We start from the raw sequence: 19,091 nt of genomic DNA, 5'->3' as shown, positions 1-19,091 counted from the left end.
GCGGCTGGGTTATGCTGGTCCCATGTCGATTCGCCCCACCGCATTCGAGTTCTTCGCCGGGGGCGGCCTGGCGGGGTTGGGACTGTCCGCCGCCGGCATCGACACCGTCTTGGCCAACGACATGGACGCGGCCAAGGCGCGCGCCTTTAAAGCCAATCATCCACATACCCCGTTTCGTCAGGGCGATGTCTGGGGCCTGACCGTCGACGATCTGCCGGGACGGCCCGACATGGCCTGGGCCTCGTCGCCCTGTCAGGACGTCAGCCTTGCGGGCGCGCGCGGCGGGCTGGAGGCCGGGCGGTCGGGCGCCTTCTGGGGCTTTTGGCGGCTGATGCAGGGGCTGGCGGCCGAGGGGCGCAGCCCGCGCGTGATCGTGCTTGAGAACGTCATCGGCCTGCTGACTTCCGGGCCAAGGACCGAAGTGGGGCGGGATTTCGCGGCCGTCTGCACGGCGATGGTCGAGGCGGGCTATACGGTCGGCGCACTGGAGATGGACGCCGCCCACTGGCTGCCCCAGTCGCGGCCGCGCCTGTTCGTGGTGGCCATTCAGGGCGAGGCGCCGCGCGCGGCCGGTCCGACCCAGCCCTTCCATTCAGCGCGTCTGGTCGCCGCCCACGCGCGGCTGCCCGAGGCGGTGAAGGCGGCTTGGGCCTGGTGGTCGCTGCCTGCGCCGTCGCAGCGCAATCTGGACCTGGCGGCCATTCTGGAGCCGGACGACGCCGTCACCTGGCTGGATGATGCGGACGCCATCCTGGCCCTGGCCGCGCCGCTGCACCGCGCCCGGATCGCGTCGGCCCTGGCGTCGGGCCAGCGTTGCGTCGGCGCCGCCTATCGCCGGGTGCGGACCGAGAACGGCCATAAGGTTCAGCGTCTGGAAATCCGGTTCGATGGCCTGGCCGGATGCCTGAGGACGCCGGCCGGCGGCTCGTCGCGTCAATATGTGGTGGTGTGCGATCGGGGCTTGGCGCGGGTTCGGCGGCTGACCGGGCGCGAGGCCGCGCGGCTGATGGGCGTGTCTGACGACTATCGCCTGCCGTCGAGCGAAAGCGCGGCGCTGAAGCTGATGGGCGACGCGGTCGCCGTGCCGGTGGTCAGGGCGTTGGCTGAAGGGCTGTTGCTGCCCGCGCTGGTGGATCGACGCGCCGCCGCCTGACGCCGTCGACTGATCGCCAATATACAAACACCCCCCGGGACATCGCCCGAGGGGGGGGTGGGAAAAGCGTGGTCCTAGCGCTGGACCCACTGGCCCTGGGCGTTGCGGTACCATTGGCCCGAGGAGATGCGGGGCAGCAGCTGGGCCTCGAACATCCGGGCCCCTGCGACATCCGCCGAAGTGCCCGCGTCGGCGGCGCTGCGGGCGTAGGCGGCGCGGCGGCCGGAGTTGGTGGCGTCAACGGCGGCGCGCAGGCTGGCGTCCGAGGTCGGGGTGCGGAAGCCAAGGTAACCGTCGGCCTGCTCACCCACGGTGCCGGCGGCCTTGGCCTGGTCGATCTGCGCCTTCTGGGCGCTGGTCTGGGCGATGGCGGCGCCCGCGACGCCCAGAGCCGCAACGGCGGCGCCGATGACGAAGAGTTTGCGGAAGGTCATGTCAGCCTGTCCCTTTCAGAGAGAAGCGGGAAATCAGAAGAGGTTGGGGTTCTGCTGCAACAGCTGCTGCAGCTCCTGGTCCAGCCGAACGCGCACGTCGGCGTCCAGCTTGGCGTAGATCTGGATCGGCGCGACCTCAAGACGGATGGTCGGGGCGCAGGCCGCGAGGGCGACGACGACGGCTCCGAAACCGAGGCCGGCCAGTTGGCGCTTGTGGATCATGACGTGGGCTCCGGTTCGGCCGAGGGTGATGTCTCTAATAGCACGCCGTCCAATGAACGCGCGCTGAATGGTGAAGTTCAATCGGCAGGCGCCGGGACGGGCGCGGGCGTCGCATCCTGCTGACCCTGGCGGGCGCGATTGACGGCCAGCAGATCCGAGATCAGCTGGTTGGCGTTCAAGGTCGTGTCCAGGGTCAGGTCAATCTGAGTGTTGGACGGCAACGGCAGTTTGCGGTTCAGGAATTGGCGGCTGATCAGTTCGCCGATCGTCAGCCGAAGCTCCTGACGTTTGGGCGGATCGTGGCGGCCGCGAATGTGGAACAGGACCGCCAGACGCCCGCCGTCCAGGCTGTTCACATCGGCGCTGAGCTGGTCGAAGGACAGATTTTCCATCGCCTGATAGGCCAGGTCCTCGACGACGTTTTCCGACACCTCGCCGCCCCCGCCGCTGGCGGCGACATCGGTCAGGACGTCCCGCTTGATCGACAGGCGGCCCGGCTGGACCGCCTCCAGCTTGCCGGCGGTGATCTTGAGCCCGCGCTTGGGGTCCATGATGAAGGGCAGGCGGCCCGAGACGACGGCGTCCAGCTGAACCTTGTCGTCAAAGCCGGTGTCGGCGACAATATCGCCCAGCTGCACCCGATCCAGCACGATCACGCCGCTGTAGGGCTGGGTCGCGTCCAGCGGGACGGTGAAGGGTTCGACCGAGACGGTCCCGCCGCCGGCGACGACCTGGGCGCCGTCGATCAGCACCCCGGCCTCATTGACCGAGAAGGTCACATCCAGCGCCGTGACAGCCGTGCCGACGGCGAGGCTGTCGGCCGTCAGCTTCTGGTTCGGGGCGGTGATCAGGGGCGTCAGGCTGCTGAAGACGATGTCGCCGCGCAGGCCCTTCACGGCCCCGACCGGACTGACGAAATCCAGGCCCGGCGTTACCAGATGGCCGCTGGAGGTCGGTTCGGCGTCCTTGGTCCAGTCGAAACGCCCGTCGAAGCTGACGGCGCCCTCGACCGGCGACTGCAGGAAGTCGGCGGCGAGCGGACTGAGCATCGCCGGCTGAAGCCCATGCTCGGCGAAGGTCACGTTCGGGGCGGTGATGACGATGCCGCCCGATCCGGTGCGGCCATCGTGCGCCAGGGTCAGGCGACCGAGATCAAAGGCGGCCGCCGCGCCCGTGCCTTTCAGATCGAAGGCGCCGCTCCAGCGTTCGCTCGCCAGGGTCGCAGATCCTGTGGCGGAAAGCGGTTCGAAACGTTCCGGCGTCAGGGCGTCGATGACGCGGGCGGCGGCCACATTGGCGGTCAAGCCGATGCCCGCCTTGGTTCCATCGACGGTGACACGGCCCGAGGCGTCGGCGAACCGCATGCCGAGGAAGGGCGCCTGGGCCGAGACCTGACTGAAGCCGCCCGCGACGCGCCAGACGCCGTCCTTCGACGTCAACAGCGGACCACCCTGGGGACACAGCTTGCCGACGACCTGATGGACGTCGTTCTCGTCCAGCTCCAGCCGCTCGACGGTCAGGTCGACGCAGTCCGATGTCGCATAGGTCAGCCGGCCGGCGTTCATAGCCAGGACGCCGCGCGTCCGGGCGTCGATGCCGCGCGCCAGGTCGAAATCCAGTCGGGCGCGACCGTCCAGCGTCGCTTCGAACCCGCCTTCGGTCAGGCGCCAGTTCGGGATCGCGACGGACATTTCCGGCAAGCCCTTGCCGCGCGTTGCGGTCAGGGTCAGCGCCCCGCCGCCCAGCCGCCCCGGCTCGGCCTGATAGGCGCCGCCCTGACCTTGAGCCACCGTCAGGACGCCGCCGTTGGCGGGCGTCAGGGTGACAGGACGCGACAGGGATACAGTCGTGCCGGCCGCGCCCGTGGCGAAGCGGATGGCGGGCGCGTTAAGGGCGAAGCGTCCCAGCGCGCGCTTCATCTCGGCCAGCTCGGCGATGTCGTCGCGGCCGAGCGCGCCGAACAGGGGCCAGGCCCCGTCGGCCGCGCGCAGCGATCCGTTCGCCGCGATCTGAACCCCGCCGTCGCTGACCACGTCCAGATCCAGGTCGGCGCGGCCGCGCTTCAGCGCCAGGTCGCCGAAACCGAAACGGTCGAAGGTCGCGCTTAATGGGCCTGTCGCCTCGAAGGCCGCATCCTTGCCGCCCAAGGCTAGGTCGCGCGACGTCAACGACAATCCGCCGATTGTCGTCTGACCCGTCCGTCCCGAACCGGCGGTCAGGGCCAGCGGCCCCTGCATGCGCCAGCGCACGGCGTCGTCGCGCGACACCGTCAGCTTGCCCCGCGTCGCCGTCGCGGCGACATCGGCGATGCGCAGGTCCGCGCCCTCGACGGCCGCCGCCTTCAGCGCAGTTGTGACTTCGCCGTCCAGCCGGAAGGTTTCGATCCAACCGGAGACGGCGCCGTCGAAGCGGGCGACGACATCGGCGCTGCGGGCGCTGAGCGTCGAGGTTCCCAGGCGCTCGCCGGTCAGGCGGGCGTCCAGAACTGCCCGGCCGTCGCCGCGCCGCGTCTTCAGATCCGGATAGGGCAGATCGCCGGTCAGCGTCAGCGCAGCCCCCTGCCCTCGGGCCGCCGGTGTCGCGAAGCTGTCGGCGGCGGCCGACAGCTTGATCGCCATCCGGTCGCCGGTCGTGGTCAGATCCAGAAGGCCGGACAGGCCCTGGGCCTGCGTGTCGCCGCTCTTCAGCGCGGCCTTCGGGAGCCGCGCCGCCAGCCGCATCAGCTTGCCGTCGTCAATCCGGGCGTCAGCCAGCAGATTGACCGGCCCGTATTCCGTATTCAACCGCCCGCGACCGCCCTCGACGATGACCAGCGGCCCGCGCGAATCCGGGCGCGGCGGTCCGCCGGTGAACTCCTTGATCAGGGGGTCCAGCGAGCCGAATGACAGTTTTCCGCCCTTCCAGCTGGCCCGGACGACCGGTCGCAGCAGGCGGATGCGGCTGGGGGTCACGCCCAGGCCCGACTTGGACCACGGCAGGGCGACGGCGTAATCGACCTCGGCCCGCTCGACGACGACATCCGGATTGTTGGGATCGCCGATGCGAATGCGACCGACGAACCCGTCGATCTCGATCCGCTCCACCTCGACATCGGCCGGAATCCCGCGCTGGTCCAGCCAGCCGACGAGGACATTGCGGGCCACCGCGCGGCGATTGAGATAGATCAGGGCCGCCACCACGCCGATCAGCAGCGCCAGGATCAGAACGCCGACTGCGACGGCGCGCAGGATGCGACGGGTCTTGGCCTGCGGCTTTGGCTTTGGCTTGGACGGCGTGTCGGTCAAACGGATCGATCGCGTGATTGAAACAGCGGGCCGCCCACCTTGGTCATCCTTGTCCCCAGCACAAGATCAAAGCGTGACGGTCGGTTGTCGGCGCCCGCTTCCTGCCGGTCAAGCTGGGCCAGATAACGGCGAATCGACCGGTCGGGATCCCTGCACCGTCGAGCTTTGTCTGACGCACGTTAACCGTTTGTAACGGTCTGCTTTCCAAAATGAGACAAGCGCGGTATAGGACCGCCTTCGCGCCACGGGCGATACGGCGCGATCTTCGAGAACGAGTAAAGCTTTGGCGCCGAAGGCGTCGCAATACGACGGGGACCGATGGCTCAGTTCGACCCACGCCGCCAGCCGATGCGGCTCGCGCCGCACATGCTTACGGCGGCCGCTGCAATCTCGGTGGCGATGCTCGCCGGTCGAGCCTATCAACCCGCTCAGGCGGAAGAAGTTCCCGCGCTGACCTCGACGCAGATGGCGGCCATGGAAGCCAAAGCCTTCGCCGCCGCCAATGCTCCCGCCGGAATGACGGCGCCCGAGGCCGTCAACGTCCAGATTCGCCGTGGCGAAACCTTCGAGCAGGCCGTGCGCCGCACCGGCGTCGCCCCCGAAGAAGCCAGCGCCGTCGCCGCCACCGTCGCCAACGCCTTCGACCTGGCCGATCTGCGCGCCGGACTGAAGTTCGAAACCGCCATCGCCAAACCGCGCAATGGCCGGGGCGACGCCCGCCTGATCGGCCTGACCATGCGCACCGGCCCGGCGTCGCAACTGACCGTGTCGCGCAGCTTCGACGGCGCCTTGCGCCTGCGTTCGCTGGAAGAAAAAGTCACCCATGAGACCGTCGTCCTGAAGGGCGATGTCGAGCGCAGCCTGTCGGCCAGCGCGCGTGAACTGGGCGCCACCGCCTCCATCGTCCGTTCGGCCAGCCGCCTGTTCGCCACCAAGTTCGACATGCAGCGCGACATTCGCGCCACCGACGAGTTCACCATGGTCTTCGATCGTGAAGTGACCGAGGCCGGCCGCACGGTGGACGTGGGCGACCTGATGTACGCCGAACTGCGCGGCGTCACCTTCTATCGCTTCAAGCCCGCCGGCGCGAAGGAAGCTCAGTTCTTCGATTCGAACGGCAAGAACCTGCGCTCGGCCATGATGCGCACGCCGCTGCAGAACTTCCGCCGCGTGTCCTCGGGCTTTGGTTTCCGTACGCACCCGATCTCGGGCTATAAGAAGATGCACCAGGGCATCGACTTCGCCGCCGGAACCGGCACGCCGGTCGTGGCTCCCGCCGATGGCGTGGTGGTCGAGGCGCGCCGCTGGGGCGGATATGGCAACTGGCTGCGCATCCGCCACAACAACGGACTGGAAAGCGGCTACGGCCACCTGTCGCGCTACGGCTCGGGCATCCGCGCCGGCCAGCGGGTCAGCCAGGGTCAGATCGTCGCCTATGTCGGCTCGACCGGCGCCTCGACCGGTCCGCACCTTCACTATGAGCTGTGGCGCGGCGGCCAGCGGATCAATCCCGCCGGCGTGCGCACCCAGGAAGGCACCGAACTGGCCGGCGCCGACCTGACCGCCTTCCGCGCCGAAAAGGCCCGCATCGACCGCATTATCGCTTCGGGCGGTCAAAAGCGCCCCGCCATGCAGCAGGCCTCGGCCGAAGGCCTGCGTCCGGCCCGCGGCTAAGGTTCAGCCAACCAGACGCGGGGTCGCGCGCCCCGGTGTCGGGCAGGACAGGCCGTGGACCGTCACATCGGCCTCGCCCAGCTTCAGGCCCAACAGGTCCAGTACCGGATTCAGCGCGCCGTCCAGCACCGGCCCCAGCGGCTCCAGCAGCCGCCCCAGCGCCTTGGTCAGGTCGCCGAGCCCCAGGCCCAGCCCGATCACGTTCACATCCACGTCCAGCCGCGCCAGCAGGCTGGCGACCGCACCGCTGGCGAAGCCGCGCGACGCCATGGTCTTGATGCGCTGATTGTCGATGTCGCCCGCGTCGAACCTTAGCGGCCTGAAACCGGTGTCCGCCGCCTCGACATCCGCCTTGCCGGTGATGCTGACGAGGCCCAGGACCGACAGCAGGGTCGCGCGCTGGGGCGTCAGCGGGGTTTTGAAATCGCCCAGCTTCGCCTCGTCCACCACACCGATCGATGCGCGCGCCAGGCCCGGCCGCACATCGACCTCGACCGCGCGCCTCGGATCGCAGGACAGCGACTTCAGCCTCGCCTCGGACGCCGCCAGTTCGATCAGGATCGGCAGTTCGACCCGCGCCAGACCTGACAGGGATTGCGCGGTCTTGGCCCGCACATAGAGCCGCGCTTGGGCCGTGCGAATGATCGGCTGGCCGTCGGCCGTCACCGTCAGCCACGGGGAGCGATTGGGGCGTTCGCCGATCGCCAGGCTGGTCTTCAGATCCGCCAGCCCTGCCGGCACGCCCAGATTCAGCGCGATCTGTCGATCCCCGCCCCCGACCTCCAGCATGGCCATGACCAGATCCATGGCCGACACCGAGGCGTCCAGCCCCTCGCGGATCCCGTCCGGCGAGCGCGCCTCCAGCCCGATCAGATCGCCCAGCTTGACCTTTGTCCCGACCGAGGCCGAGGCCACCTTGCCCAGCGCCCCGCCGTCCTGGCCGCCCGCCACCCGCTCCAGCACCCTCAACGCACGGGCGGCGTCGACCTGGGTCGCCAGAAGCCGGTCGTAGTCGCCGACCTGGACGCCCAGATCGGTCGCCAGGGCGTCGGTGAACCCCAGCAGATTGACGTCCAGATCGATCAGACGACGATAGTCCATGACGCTGAGCGACACCTTGGACCCGGTCAGGCCGCCGAGCAGTTGATTGGCCACGCCGCCGTCCAGTCGCGCCAGACGCGACCCGATCGAGATCATGGCCTTGGGCGTCCCGCCGCCCGTCGTCGCCGTGGCCCGGCGGGTGACCCGCACCTGATCGCGGCCCAGCAACAGCGGCGTGAAGAACATCGGCGCGCGGCTGGTGACCTCGACCCGTGCGGCGTTCGGCTTGATCCCGCCCGTCATGAACCGGTCGTTGCGCGCCTTGGCCGGATCGGGCGTATAGACGCCCAGCGCCGTCGCCACCGTGACCGAGACGTCGGGCGCCACATTGGCCTCGACCGTCGCCTGGGCCGCGCGCAAGGCCGCACCCTCGCCCTGCGCCAGGTTTCGCACCGCCGACAGCGCCGCGAGATCCGCCGCCCCCTGAACCCGGCGCGTGTGCAGGACCAGAACGCCCAGGTCGATCACCGCCGCCGTGAACAGACACAACAGACCGCCCGCGACCGCCGCGATCACCGCCACAGCCCCGCGCCGATCGGCGCCGAACCGGAGCGGCAGCCAAGGCGCCCGGACGCTCATCAATAGTCGCCCACATGGATGACCGCCGAACGCCGAATGACAGACGGCGGACGCGGCAGCATCCCGCCCAGCGCCATGATCAGACTGTCGCTCGCGTCATAGGCGACGACGACCCGCAGGCGGCCGGCGTCCTCCATCACCTCGATGGTCGTGTGCTTGGGGTTCAGCGCCACGCCTCGCACCGCCTCGCTGACTTCACGCCGCGCCAGACCGTCGCGCTCGACTGGATCCAGCCCCCCGATCGCCGCCCTGGCGCCCTCAGACGCCAGGGCCTGAACCGACTGGGCCATCAAAAACCAGCCGCCATAGACGACGATGCCGATCAGCAGCAGGACCAGGATCGGCCCCACCAGCGCAAACTCCACCGCCGCCACGCCCTCGCGCCCGCGTCGCCTTGCAGAAGGAATGGGTCCAAACGTCCGCATGCCAACCTCACGATTACCATCATGGGTTGTATATCAGGCACGGTTAAGCGTTCGTGTGGCCGGCGCCAATAGCGGGCCGGGAGATTGCCACGAAAATCGGAGCGCCCCTGAAGGTGTAGCTCGATCAGCCGCTGCGTCGCGGACCGAACGGCATGTTCACGCAATGGCCCGCCAAACGGAACCTACGTCTCCGCCCGAATCGTGCGCCGGCCTAAAGACCCGCGAAGTCCACAGCCTTGGCGAATAGTTCGCCACGACTGCTGACGTCCAACTTGCGATAGGCATGTTTGATGTGAGTGCGCAGTGTCTCGATGGAGATGTCCTGCTTCTGAGCAATACGCCCCGTCTCCATCCCCGCCAACATCATCGTCACGATGTGTTTTTCGCAGGGTGTCAGGTGGTGAATCTGGAGCATTGCTTCGTACGAAACACGGTCCGCCATTCGGTGTGCGGCAAAACCTATGCTGTCGTCATCGCCGGGTATCAGTTGTTGACAGCGCAAAAGCCATTGTCGATCCGCATCCGTCGATGTGACCGCATAGATCGCTTGGCCGGGCACAGCGTCTCTCAGAAGGCGCGCCAGCGCCGCAGCCGTCTGAGCACTGTCGGAGACAAGATGGTCGTCAATGAGCCGGAACACGCCGGCGTCCTTCAACATTCGATAGGCGGCTTCGTTGGCCCAACCGATTCGTCCCGATCGCGATAACAACATCCTGGCGCGGGGATCGATGTTGACCCAAGCCGCGATGGCGCGAGACCAGGGCGGTATGAGATCGGCGTCATCGTCGAAGTTCAGGTTCGCCTGTCGTGGATCGCAGTCGCCGATTTCACTCCCGACAGCAAGAAAGCCCGTCACGCCCACAATCATCTCAACCCTCCCTCGTGGCTGGGCCTCGATGCTCGACACGTAAACAGCCATTCCAAGCGTCGAGCGTTCTCAGGCGCAGTTCACCACACCGTCCTATCCACAGACCGGGCCAATTGACATACCCGAGTTAGGGGAGTGACGGCCGTCGAAGCCGATCCAGCTCAATACCGCTCGCCAAGTGGCGTCGAACTTTCACACCAACACGCTGGCGCAGCTTCAAGGTGTGTCCTTGCACCACCAATAATGATGCGCAGATCGACTAAGCAATCATCGATAGTGTCTTTGACGATGCGACGCCGCCTCCAGCGGTGAATAGATGATGACACCACGACATTGTGGAGCCCACCCAGTCTCATTGGGCGGGAAAATATTGAAAAGCTGGAGGATATTATGCGGACCTATATTATTGCAGCGGCGACTGCCGCTGCGGCCCTGCTGGCGATGCCGGCGGTGTCGAGCGCACAGACAAATGTTACCGTCTCGACCACCGTGACCAACTTCTGCGGCATCGGCTTGGCCAATGTTGCAGGCGGAAACGTCGCGGTCGCCAACGGCGTACGTCAGAAGGTCACCACATTGCGGATGTCGTGCAACGCCGCCAGCGGCGCCAAACTGACATCAAGCGCCGCCAACGGCGACTTCAAGTCGGCGGCAGGCAAGCTGATCAACTACGATTGGGATCTGTCCGTGCCGGAAATCCCCAGCCTGGGCTTTGCGGCCAACGACACCTATCCCGGCGAACCTGCCCAAGTCACCAACTCTGGCGGCTACAGCCAAAAACTGGCTGACGGCGTCTTCGGCGATCTGTTCCTGAACCTCTGCTACAACGTCCCCGGCGGCAGCGGTGTGGGCGGAACGCAGGGCGATCCGAGCAACCCCGGCTCTTCCGGTTGCGCTGCCTCCCCCTCGGGTCCAGGCGCCGCCTCGGCTCCGGCCGGAACCTATACGGAAACCTTCACCTTCTCGCTCGATCCCGCCTGATCGTCGCGAAATGCAGGGGCCGCCCTCGGACGGCCCCTGCTTCTTCGTGAGAAGTCTGACAACACAACGGGGGCAACAATGACACGTCGTGTATTCGCGACACTGATGGCCGCAACGGCTTTAACGACAGTCCTGATGGCAGGCGCGACTGCACCGGCCGAGGCCATGGACGTGTCGCCCATGATCTCGAAGATCACGCCATCCGGCAGTGGGTCCAGCTATCGGATGACCGTCAGGAACGACAGCGCCACACCAGCGACGGTCGAAATCGAGACCTATCGCATGCAGGTCGATGATAACGGCGCCCGGTCTCTGGTCGAAGACGACAAAGACATTACGGTGTTTCCTGTCCAGTCCGTCATCCCGGCCAATCGCGAGCAGGTGATCCAAGTCCGCTACACGGGCGACGCTACCGAAGAGGGCCGTATGTATCTGGTCCGCGCAGCACAGTTGCCGATCAATATGCAGACAACGCCCAGCGACGGCGGCGTAGGCGCTGACATTCAGGTCGCCTTCACGATCAATACCTATGTCTTCGTGGCCCCGCCCAGAGCGCGCGCCGAAGTGCAGGTCACTGCGGTGTCGCGCGAGCCGAACGGCGACGTCATCCTGACCGCCCACAATTCAGGGACCGGCTTCGCCTATATCCGCGAGTCCAGGATCATCCTGAAGACGGCGGACGGACAGTCGCATGAGGTGCCGGCCGCCGAAGTGGATGTCGGACAGGTCAGCGTGATCGCCGGCGGCGCCACGCGGCAGGTGAAGATACCGGCGGCCCTCGCCGCATCGGCATCCGGCGACCTCACCGCTTCTATCGTGCTGCTGTGAGGGCCGGCGATGGCCCGCGAGTCCCTCAAGGGCGGGCGGTCCGGAGCGCGAACCGCTTTTCGCCGCATCGGGGCCGTCGCCTGCATGGGGGGCGGATTGGCTACCGTGGCACATGCCGCTCCCGTCGTGCTGACCGATGAGGTCATGCGCACGGCGCCGCCGGACTATTCCGCCGTCGTAGCCATCGATCGAGACGAAAGCGAAGGCCCAGTTACCGAAGCTTCGCCACCCATTCAGGACCAGTCTCCTTCGGTCAGGCCGTCCTCGGTCTTTACGCCGATCCAGGGCCCGCTAACGCTCGACGGCAAATATCTTGGCGACATCAGCGGCTCGGTCGACGCCCAGGGCCAGGGATTGGTGGATGCGACAGCCCTGCTGGACCTGTTGCGGCCTCAGATCGGGTCCGAACTCTTCACCACTCTGTCAGGCCGGATCGCGACACAGACGAAGGTCAATATGGCGGACCTTGTCACCGACACCTTTTCGCTAGCCTTCGATCCCCTTTCGCTGACCTTCGTCGCGACATCCACGCCGGAAAGCCGAGCGCGTCGCGATGTCGGCTTCTCCCAAACCCCGGTGATCGACCCTGCCGCCTTCGATCAACCGGCGGACTTTTCGGCCGGCGCGAATATCACCCTGGCCCAACTCTACTCCCACACCGACACTCGTTTTTCGCCGCTACAGGGCGGCGTCGACTTTTTCGCCAATCTCGGCGGATTTGACGGCGTCACGCTGACCACCGGCGTCGATTACGACGGGAACAACACGCAAGGCCGCTGGCAGCGCCGCGAAATCCGTCTGACCAAGGACATCTTCAAATCCGCTGTACGTTTGACCGCCGGCGAGTTCGCGCCCCCCATCGACAGTTTTCAGGGCTCGCAAAGATTTTTGGGGCTATCGGCCGCACGCGCGTATTCAACCATTCGACCATTCCAGAACGTGCGTCCCGCAGGGCGCCGCCAGTTCATCCTAGACCGTCCGGCCTTGGTCGTCGTCGAGGTCAACGGCGTGGTGGCGGAACGGATCCGTCTGGAGGCCGGCCCCTACTCCATTGGCGACTTTCCCTTCGCGCAGGGCGCCAACACGGTTCGCCTGCTCGTCGAAGACGACAGCGGTCGGCGCGAGATCGCTGTGTTCGACCTGTTCGGCGGCGCCGGGCTGCTGGATCGCGGCGTGTTGGATTTTGGGGTGTCGGCCGGACTGCTGGAAGAAGGCGGAGATCTACAATACGGCTCGACGCTGGCCGCGAGCGGCTTTGTTCGCAAGGGCCTGTCCGATGTTCTGACCGTCGGCGTCAACGCTCAGATCGCCGACCGAAAGGGGCAAGCCGGCGCCATAGCGACGTGGGGTTCCAAACTGGGTCTGATCCAGCTGAGCAGCGCCGCCAGCCACAACGGCGACACCGGAAAAAACGGCTACGTCGCCTCTGTCGACTATCTCCTCGAAAGGACTTTGGGCAAGACCGCTGATGCGCGCCTTGTGGCGTCGGCCCAGGCGACCAGCCGCTATTTTCAGAGCGCCTTCGATCCGTCCGCTTTCAACAACGAGAAATGGCGCGCCGCCGCGCGGCTGCTTGTGCGTTTTCGTGACTATTCGATCAGCGGCGGCGTCGCCTTCGTAAAGGGTCGCCAACAAAAAGATCGCACCGATTTCAGCCTGGGCCTGGGCCGCACTTTCCGTCGTTTCGCGGTCAATCTGGCCTGGCAGCGCGGGTCCACCGAAGATGGCCGCGACGAGGACCGCTTCGGATTGACGCTGACGTCGCGCTTCGGCGGGCGCTGGAGCACCACCGCGCGCTACGACACCGACAACGACCTGCGCGAGGTTGGGGTGTCACGCGCATCTTCGGGCCGCCTCAACGACTTGAGCGGCGACTTGCGGCTGTCGCAAGATCGAACCAACCAAGCGATCACGGCGGACCTGCGCTACATCAATAATCGGTTCGACGCCGAACTCGTATCGAACCGGCTGGTTTCGTCCGAGCCCGGCGGGGTCACGCGCCAGGAGTCGTTGTGGCGAATGTCGACGATGATCGGTTACGCCGGCGGCGCCTTTGGCGTCGGACGTTCGGCGCGCGAGGGCTTCGTCATCGCAACGCCCCACCCTACCCTGTCCCATTCACGCATCAAGCTGACGGATTCCAGCGGCTATACGGTCGCGCACAGCGGATGGCTGGGTCCGGCTCTGGTCGGGTTGGATCGCGGCTATGGCGTCAATCGCTACGAGATCGAGGCCGATCCGCTGCCGCAGGGCTATGACCTGGGCAGTGGCGTCATCAACATCTTCCCGGGCTACGGCAACGGGTACCGCTTCGTGGTGGGTAGCGACGCGTCGCGCACCGCGCGAGGCGTCCTGATGTCCGCCAATGGACCGGTCGCTCTGGCCGGCGGCGTCATCCAAGCGGCAGGCGCTCCGGCTGATGCCGAGGGCAAGCCCTTCTTCACCAACCGCTCCGGGCGTTTCATCGCCGATGGCCTGGCTCCGGGTCGTTATCGCCTGGTGATCCAGGGCGCCGTGGTGGGAGAATTCGTGATTCCCGAGAAAGTGGAAGGAACAGTCGATGTCGGCGAAATCCGCACGTCTCCGCCGTCGCCGTAGGCGCAAGGCGCAAGGTGACCGAAAGATCCGGGTTCCAACCTGGTCTGAAACGCTGACCGTCATCGTCTCGCTGGTCCTGGCGGCTATTCTGGCCGTGACCGCCTCCAAGGCGAGAGCCTGCGACCTTGCCCTGACCCAGAGCCCCAGCACTGTCGTCATCAACTACAATCCCTTCGCTGCGGGACCGTCGAGCGGCGCCATCGATCTGGGCCTGAAGAACCAGGCAGACGAGGTCTGCGAGCTGCGGTTGTCCGTCGTGGACGACGGCGGGGCGATTGTTTCTGGCCTGCCCCTTGGGGGCGTGGGAGTGCAGTTCCGTCCGCGAGAGGCGTCGGGGCTTCAGACGTCCGACGTCGAGCCTGGCGTCTTCCGCTACACTCTCGCAGGCAAGGCGACAGGTCAGGCGCAGCTGGACGCCGCCATCGTCGTGGACGCCGTGCCCGACGCCGGAACCTACGCCACCGACTTAAAGCTGCTGGTCAAGGACGCTGATGGAACGGCTTTGCTTGCCCCAATCCCGGTCCGTATGCAGTTGGTCTCCACGCCCCGAGCACAACTGAATCTGGCTGGCGCCGCCGGCGCCTTTGGTTCGGGTTCCAGTGTGGAGGTGGTCGATTTCGGTGACGCCTCTACCGGCCTGACGCGGCGCATCTTCATCCAGGTCCGCGCCAATGCACCGTCGGTCATCGCGATCATGTCCGAACATCGCGGCCTGATGCAACGTGAGGGCGACGCGGAGACCGCGTCCTCCGTCGCCTACGCCGTCGAGCTGGACGGGACACCGGTCGATCTACAGGCACCGTGGACCAAGGAGGTCGATCCGCCCCGCACCCTCGCCGGCATGTCGCTGCCGATGCTGTTCACCTTGGGCAAGATCAAGGATCAGATGGCCGGTCGCTATCAGGATGTGCTCGCTATCGACATATCGCCCCGCTGACGAGAGATACCCCATCATGGTTAGCCCATAGCGGCGATTACGACCCGGCCGTCAAACTGGTAACAAAGTTAACGCGATGAGCCGGCTGTTTGGAGGAGCCGGCACACACAGATCGTAAGCTTGAGGCTGACAGCCCTATCCGGGTTTGGACAGCCTGCGGAAATGGGTGGCGCAAATGTATGAGCAAAAGATAGCGGCGTCGTCGCGAACAGACGGCCGTGCTGTTTCAGCAATCCTGCAAGGAGAATTTGGGCAGCGCCCGACGCCAATCAGATCGACTGGAAATCCGACACCCATGCCCCGCGCGGACTGCACCGCCTGGTTCGAACACGACATTCTCGCCCGGTTCGTTCTGGATCCTCAGGGCTGCGTAATCCACGCCAACGCCAATGCCAGAGCCATGATCGCAGCGGGTGTGCTGGGCGCTGGCGGGGCCTTCATCTGCCCCTCCCATCGCAATCGTGGCGAGTTCGACGCCTTGGCCAACCGTCTGCTGGAAGGACGACAATCGCACGGCCGCCTTCTGCTTCGCGCCGGCGATGACGCCTGGTGCCTGCTGGATCTGGCGACGGCGCCCGATGCGATCGACCGCATCTTCGCCACGGCGCGCCCGGCCCACTGCATGGGCGTGGAGGTTATGGAGCCGCTACGCGCCATCTTCGGTCTGACCCGGGCCGAACTCCTGGTCCTGTCCCATCTGACCCAAGGCGAGGCCCCGAAGGACATCGGCCGAAAGATGGATATGTCGATCCACACCGTGCGCGCCCACCTGCGCGCCATCTGCATGCGCATGGGCGTCAAAGGCATTACCGGCGCCCTGAGACTGAGTTTTCAACTCATAAACTGACGCTGGTTTCGCAAAGCCATCAAAACCGTCCGCCGCGCTTCCATGTCTTCCATCAAGACAAACGATGGACCGGGCCACATAACTTCGGCGGCGCGGTTCGCGAACCGGTGACGTGCTGGATGCCGATTAGACCATCCCAGCCGAGCGCCGACTTCAAAGAATGGTGCAGAACGACTGTAACCACGCGTCCATGAGCACGCGCGCTGATCATCAAGTCATTGGAAGAAGTGGCGCACCCGGAGCGATTCGAACGCCCGACCCTCAGATTCGTAGTCTGATGCTCTATCCAGCTGAGCTACGGGTGCGGCTGCCTTGCGGCGAGGGCGGGTCTTTAGCCGGTGGATCGGGCGGACGCAAGCGGGGGAATGCAGTTTCTGCGTCTGAAGCGGTTGGCGTGGCGGCTGCGACGGCTTAGGCCTGTGTGACGCTCCCCTGCTTTCGGATCTTCCATGCGTTTCTTCCGTCGCCAGATCGCCGCTGTGCTGGTTCCCGTCCTCATGGCGGGATGCCAGACCGCGACAGACATCCACGGCGCGCACTCGCCGACGACAGCGTCGCCGCCGGCCGTGTCGGCCCCGTCGATTGCCGCATCGCCCGCTCGGGGGCCGTTTGTGGCGGCGGCGAATCCGCTGGCGGTCGAGGCGGGGATGACCGTGTTGCGGCGCGGAGGATCGGCCGTGGATGCCGCAGTAGCGATCCAGGCGGTGCTGGGCCTGGTGGAGCCGCAGTCTTCAGGCCTGGGGGGCGGGGCCTTTTTGATGAGCTATGACGCCGAGACCGGGACCGTCACGGCCTATGACGGGCGCGAGACGGCGCCCGCGGCGGCGACGCCCGAACTGTTCTATGAGGACGGCAAGCCCCTGCCCTTCATCGACGCGGTGCTGTCGGGCCGCTCGACCGGTGCGCCGGGGGCGGTGGCAATGCTGGCCATGGCGCAGAAGGATCACGGCAAGCTGGCCTGGCGCGATCTGTTCGGGGACGCCGAACGGCTGGCGCGCGACGGATTCACGGTCAGCCCGCGTCTGGCCGGCATGATCAATGGACGCAGTCCTCAGGCGCGGACGCGGTGGGCCAGCGCCTATTTCACCAAGCCGGACGCCACGCGGTATCAGGCGGGCGATACGCTGAAGAACCCCGCCTACGCCGACACGGTCGCGCGGTTGGCGCAGCGGGGGCCGGGCGTCGTCTATGGCGGGCCGATCGGTCGCGACATCGCGGCGGCGGTTCGCGAAGGACCGCGTCCCGGCGGCCTGACCGAGGCGGACATCGCCGGCTATCGCCCCTTGCGCCGCGACGCCCTTTGCCGGCCCTATCAGGCCTATGTGGTCTGCGTGCCGCCGCCGCCCTCCAGCGGGGTGGCGTTGCTGCAGTTCCTGGCCATGGCCGAGGCGACGCCCGATCTGAACAAGGGGGCCAGGAGCCCTGAAGCCTGGGTCGCCTTCGGGCGGTTGCAGCGGCTGATGTATGCCGACCGGGACCGCTATATCGGCGACAACGACTTCGTCGGGGTGCCGATCGCCGGTCTGCTGGATCCCGATTATGTCGCGTCGCGCGCGGCCCTGGCCCCGCAGGTGAACGGGCCGGTCGAGGCCGGCGCCCCGACGGGATCGCCGCCGCGCGGGGTCGACCAGACCGCCGAGCCGGGCGGCACATCGCACATGGTCGTGGTGGACGCCTGGGGCAATGCGGTCAGCATGACCACGACGGTCGAGAGCATCTTCGGCAATGGCCGGATGGTCGACGGCTTCTTCCTGAACAACCAGCTGACCGACTTCTCCTTTACGCCGCAGGAGGACGGACATCCGGCCGCCAATGCCGTGGCGGCGGGCAAGCGGCCGCGCTCGTCGATGACGCCGGTGCTGATTCTGGATCGTCAAGGGCGGCTGGTCGGCGCCATCGGCTCGCCGGGCGGGTCCAGCATCCTGGCCTATGTCGCCAAGGCCCTGGTCGGGACGATGGATTGGGGCTTGTCGATGCAGGAGGCGATCGCCCTGCCCAATCTGGTGGTGCGGGGCGAGATGGTCGGGGCCGACACCGACCTGATCGCGCCCGATATCCGCGACGCCTTGGCGGCGGCGGGCATGGCCCTGAAGCCCAACGCCACCGAGACCTCAGGCCTGCATGGCGCGATCTGGCGCGACGGTCGCTGGGACGGAGGGGCCGATCCGCGTCGCGAGGGCGTGGCGGTCTCGGAGGTTCGCTAAAGGCTCAGCGGCCGGGACGGATCGACAGCTGGAAGGCCAGCAGGCCTTCGCTGACGTCGGTGTCCAAGCCGTTCATGCCGCGCAGACCCTTGCCGGCGTCGATCTCGCGATAGACGACGCCGAACGACGTCTGCATGTCGCCCTTGCGATAGGCCACGCCGATCGAGGCGTCGCCCAGGAAGCTGCCCTTGTCCTGGGTGTAGCCGGAGCGCGCGTAGTCGCCGTCGCGGGTGCGGGCGAAGTTGTAGCCGACGGCGCGGCCCGAACCGGCGGCGTAGAGATACCAGCGGGGACGTTCGCCGAACCGTTCGCGGCCGTTGGGGGCCAGGCGGTCCAGCCCCTCGCCGATCTTGAGCGTGACGCCGGCCTCGGCCGAGCGGCCCTCGCTGCCGACGCCGAGACCGGCGTGGGGGGTCAGGCTGACTTCCAGACCCGAGGCGGTGTGGCCCCGCGCGCCGCGGAAGCCGCGCACATAGCGCAGGTCGTAGGCTTGGGGGTCCAGTTCGGCCCGATCGACGGGCGTGACCGGCAGGGGAGAGCCATCGGCGCGGCGCAGACGGCCGGCCGTCTCCAGCGTCACCCGGTCGGTAAAGTCGGTGCGATCGATCCAGACGTCGTTGCGCGTGCTGGCGGACAGGCCGGATCGGTCATCGGGACGGAAGGCGGTCGGGATTTCGATCTGGGCGCCGAACCGGGCGTCAGGTGCTACGCGGAAACTGGTCTGTTCAGTCAGGCGCGCCTCGACATCGGGCGAGGCGTCGAAGGTGTTGGGGGCCCAGGTCTGTGCGCGGGCGGCGCTCGCGCCGGCCATCGCCAACACGCCCCCAAAGCCGACAATACAGGCCTTTAATCGCATCCGGTCTCCCCACCGATCCGCTGGACACACACTGCAACCCTTAGGCGCAAGAGTCCAACGGCTTTTGGTCATGGTTTCGTCGCTTTTGAACGAGGACGCC

General features: G+C 66.9%; 15 protein-coding genes and 1 tRNA gene. 8 read left to right on the top strand and 8 right to left on the bottom strand.

The window, feature by feature from the left end; genetic code table 11:
- Positions 1-22: 22 nt before the first annotated feature.
- Entirely contained in the window at positions 23-1,153 is a 1,131-nt protein-coding gene (locus tag BVE01S_RS05390; protein ID WP_066625193.1) for a DNA cytosine methyltransferase, read from the top strand.
- A gap of 74 nt (positions 1,154-1,227) precedes the next feature.
- On the opposite strand, the gene BVE01S_RS05385 is transcribed toward BVE01S_RS05390, so the two are convergent.
- The 3 genes from BVE01S_RS05385 to BVE01S_RS05375 all read right to left on the bottom strand — a co-directional run bounded on the left by BVE01S_RS05385 (position 1,228) and on the right by BVE01S_RS05375 (position 5,093).
- On the bottom strand, positions 1,228-1,587 hold the full coding sequence (locus tag BVE01S_RS05385; protein WP_055754619.1) for a DUF1318 domain-containing protein: 360 nt from the start codon (positions 1,585-1,587) through the stop codon (positions 1,228-1,230).
- A gap of 33 nt (positions 1,588-1,620) precedes the next feature.
- Complete coding sequence (locus BVE01S_RS05380) at positions 1,621-1,809, bottom strand: YnbE family lipoprotein (RefSeq protein WP_055754620.1); 189 nt, start codon at positions 1,807-1,809, stop codon at positions 1,621-1,623.
- Between the two features lie 77 nt (positions 1,810-1,886).
- Positions 1,887-5,093, bottom strand: coding sequence for an intermembrane phospholipid transport protein YdbH family protein (locus tag BVE01S_RS05375; RefSeq protein ID WP_066625191.1), 3,207 nt, complete (start codon positions 5,091-5,093; stop codon positions 1,887-1,889).
- A gap of 318 nt (positions 5,094-5,411) precedes the next feature.
- Here BVE01S_RS05375 and BVE01S_RS05370 point away from each other — a divergent pair, with 318 nt between their 5' ends.
- Positions 5,412-6,767 (top strand): M23 family metallopeptidase, encoded by a 1,356-nt coding sequence (locus BVE01S_RS05370; RefSeq protein WP_066625189.1) that lies wholly within the window; start codon positions 5,412-5,414, stop codon positions 6,765-6,767.
- A 3-nt stretch (positions 6,768-6,770) separates the two neighbouring features.
- Here the strand turns inward: BVE01S_RS05370 and BVE01S_RS05365 are convergent, their stop codons facing one another.
- The 3 genes from BVE01S_RS05365 to BVE01S_RS05355 all read right to left on the bottom strand — a co-directional run bounded on the left by BVE01S_RS05365 (position 6,771) and on the right by BVE01S_RS05355 (position 9,791).
- A complete protein-coding gene (locus tag BVE01S_RS05365; RefSeq protein WP_066625187.1) occupies positions 6,771-8,447 on the bottom strand; it encodes a TadG family pilus assembly protein in 1,677 nt (558 codons plus the stop codon).
- Positions 8,447-8,872 (bottom strand): TadE/TadG family type IV pilus assembly protein, encoded by a 426-nt coding sequence (locus BVE01S_RS05360; RefSeq protein WP_066625184.1) that lies wholly within the window; start codon positions 8,870-8,872, stop codon positions 8,447-8,449. The genes BVE01S_RS05365 and BVE01S_RS05360 overlap by 1 nt, the downstream gene beginning before the upstream one ends.
- 211 nt (positions 8,873-9,083) lie before the next feature.
- The gene (locus BVE01S_RS05355) at positions 9,084-9,791 is read right to left on the bottom strand and encodes a response regulator transcription factor (RefSeq protein ID WP_066625181.1); all 708 of its coding nucleotides are present in this window, start codon (positions 9,789-9,791) and stop codon (positions 9,084-9,086) included.
- A 339-nt stretch (positions 9,792-10,130) separates the two neighbouring features.
- On the opposite strand from BVE01S_RS05355, the gene BVE01S_RS05350 reads away from it, so the two are divergent.
- The 5 genes from BVE01S_RS05350 (at position 10,131) to BVE01S_RS17160 (ending at position 15,931) form a co-directional block, all read left to right on the top strand.
- Entirely contained in the window at positions 10,131-10,721 is a 591-nt protein-coding gene (locus BVE01S_RS05350; protein WP_055807932.1) for a hypothetical protein, read from the top strand.
- 78 nt (positions 10,722-10,799) lie between these two features.
- Complete coding sequence (locus BVE01S_RS05345; RefSeq protein ID WP_146112027.1) at positions 10,800-11,549, top strand: fimbrial biogenesis chaperone; 750 nt, start codon at positions 10,800-10,802, stop codon at positions 11,547-11,549.
- A gap of 105 nt (positions 11,550-11,654) precedes the next feature.
- On the top strand, positions 11,655-14,147 hold the full coding sequence (locus BVE01S_RS05340) for a fimbria/pilus outer membrane usher protein (protein WP_244878360.1): 2,493 nt from the start codon (positions 11,655-11,657) through the stop codon (positions 14,145-14,147).
- Positions 14,110-15,084, top strand: coding sequence for a hypothetical protein (locus BVE01S_RS05335; RefSeq protein WP_066625173.1), 975 nt, complete (start codon positions 14,110-14,112; stop codon positions 15,082-15,084). The genes BVE01S_RS05340 and BVE01S_RS05335 overlap by 38 nt, the downstream gene beginning before the upstream one ends.
- A gap of 295 nt (positions 15,085-15,379) precedes the next feature.
- Positions 15,380-15,931: a helix-turn-helix transcriptional regulator gene (locus BVE01S_RS17160; RefSeq protein WP_066625170.1), complete on the top strand. Its 552-nt coding sequence runs from the start codon at positions 15,380-15,382 to the stop codon at positions 15,929-15,931.
- Positions 15,932-16,159: 228 nt separating this feature from the next.
- Here the strand turns inward: BVE01S_RS17160 and BVE01S_RS05325 are convergent.
- A tRNA-Arg gene (locus BVE01S_RS05325) sits at positions 16,160-16,236 on the bottom strand.
- Positions 16,237-16,380: 144 nt separating this feature from the next.
- Between BVE01S_RS05325 and BVE01S_RS05320 the strand changes: the two genes are divergently transcribed.
- Entirely contained in the window at positions 16,381-18,135 is a 1,755-nt protein-coding gene (locus BVE01S_RS05320) for a gamma-glutamyltransferase family protein (RefSeq protein ID WP_066625168.1), read from the top strand.
- 4 nt (positions 18,136-18,139) lie between these two features.
- Here BVE01S_RS05320 and BVE01S_RS05315 read toward each other — a convergent pair whose 3' ends face one another.
- Positions 18,140-18,946 (bottom strand): lipid A-modifier LpxR family protein, encoded by an 807-nt coding sequence (locus BVE01S_RS05315; protein ID WP_205678458.1) that lies wholly within the window; start codon positions 18,944-18,946, stop codon positions 18,140-18,142.
- Positions 18,947-19,091: the final 145 nt, after the last annotated feature.

This window comes from Brevundimonas vesicularis NBRC 12165 (assembly GCF_001592205.1).
Lineage (GTDB): Bacteria > Pseudomonadota > Alphaproteobacteria > Caulobacterales > Caulobacteraceae > Brevundimonas > Brevundimonas vesicularis.
The sequence above is the reverse complement of the archived record's forward strand: the minus strand, read 5'-3'. Positions and strand labels throughout refer to the sequence as shown.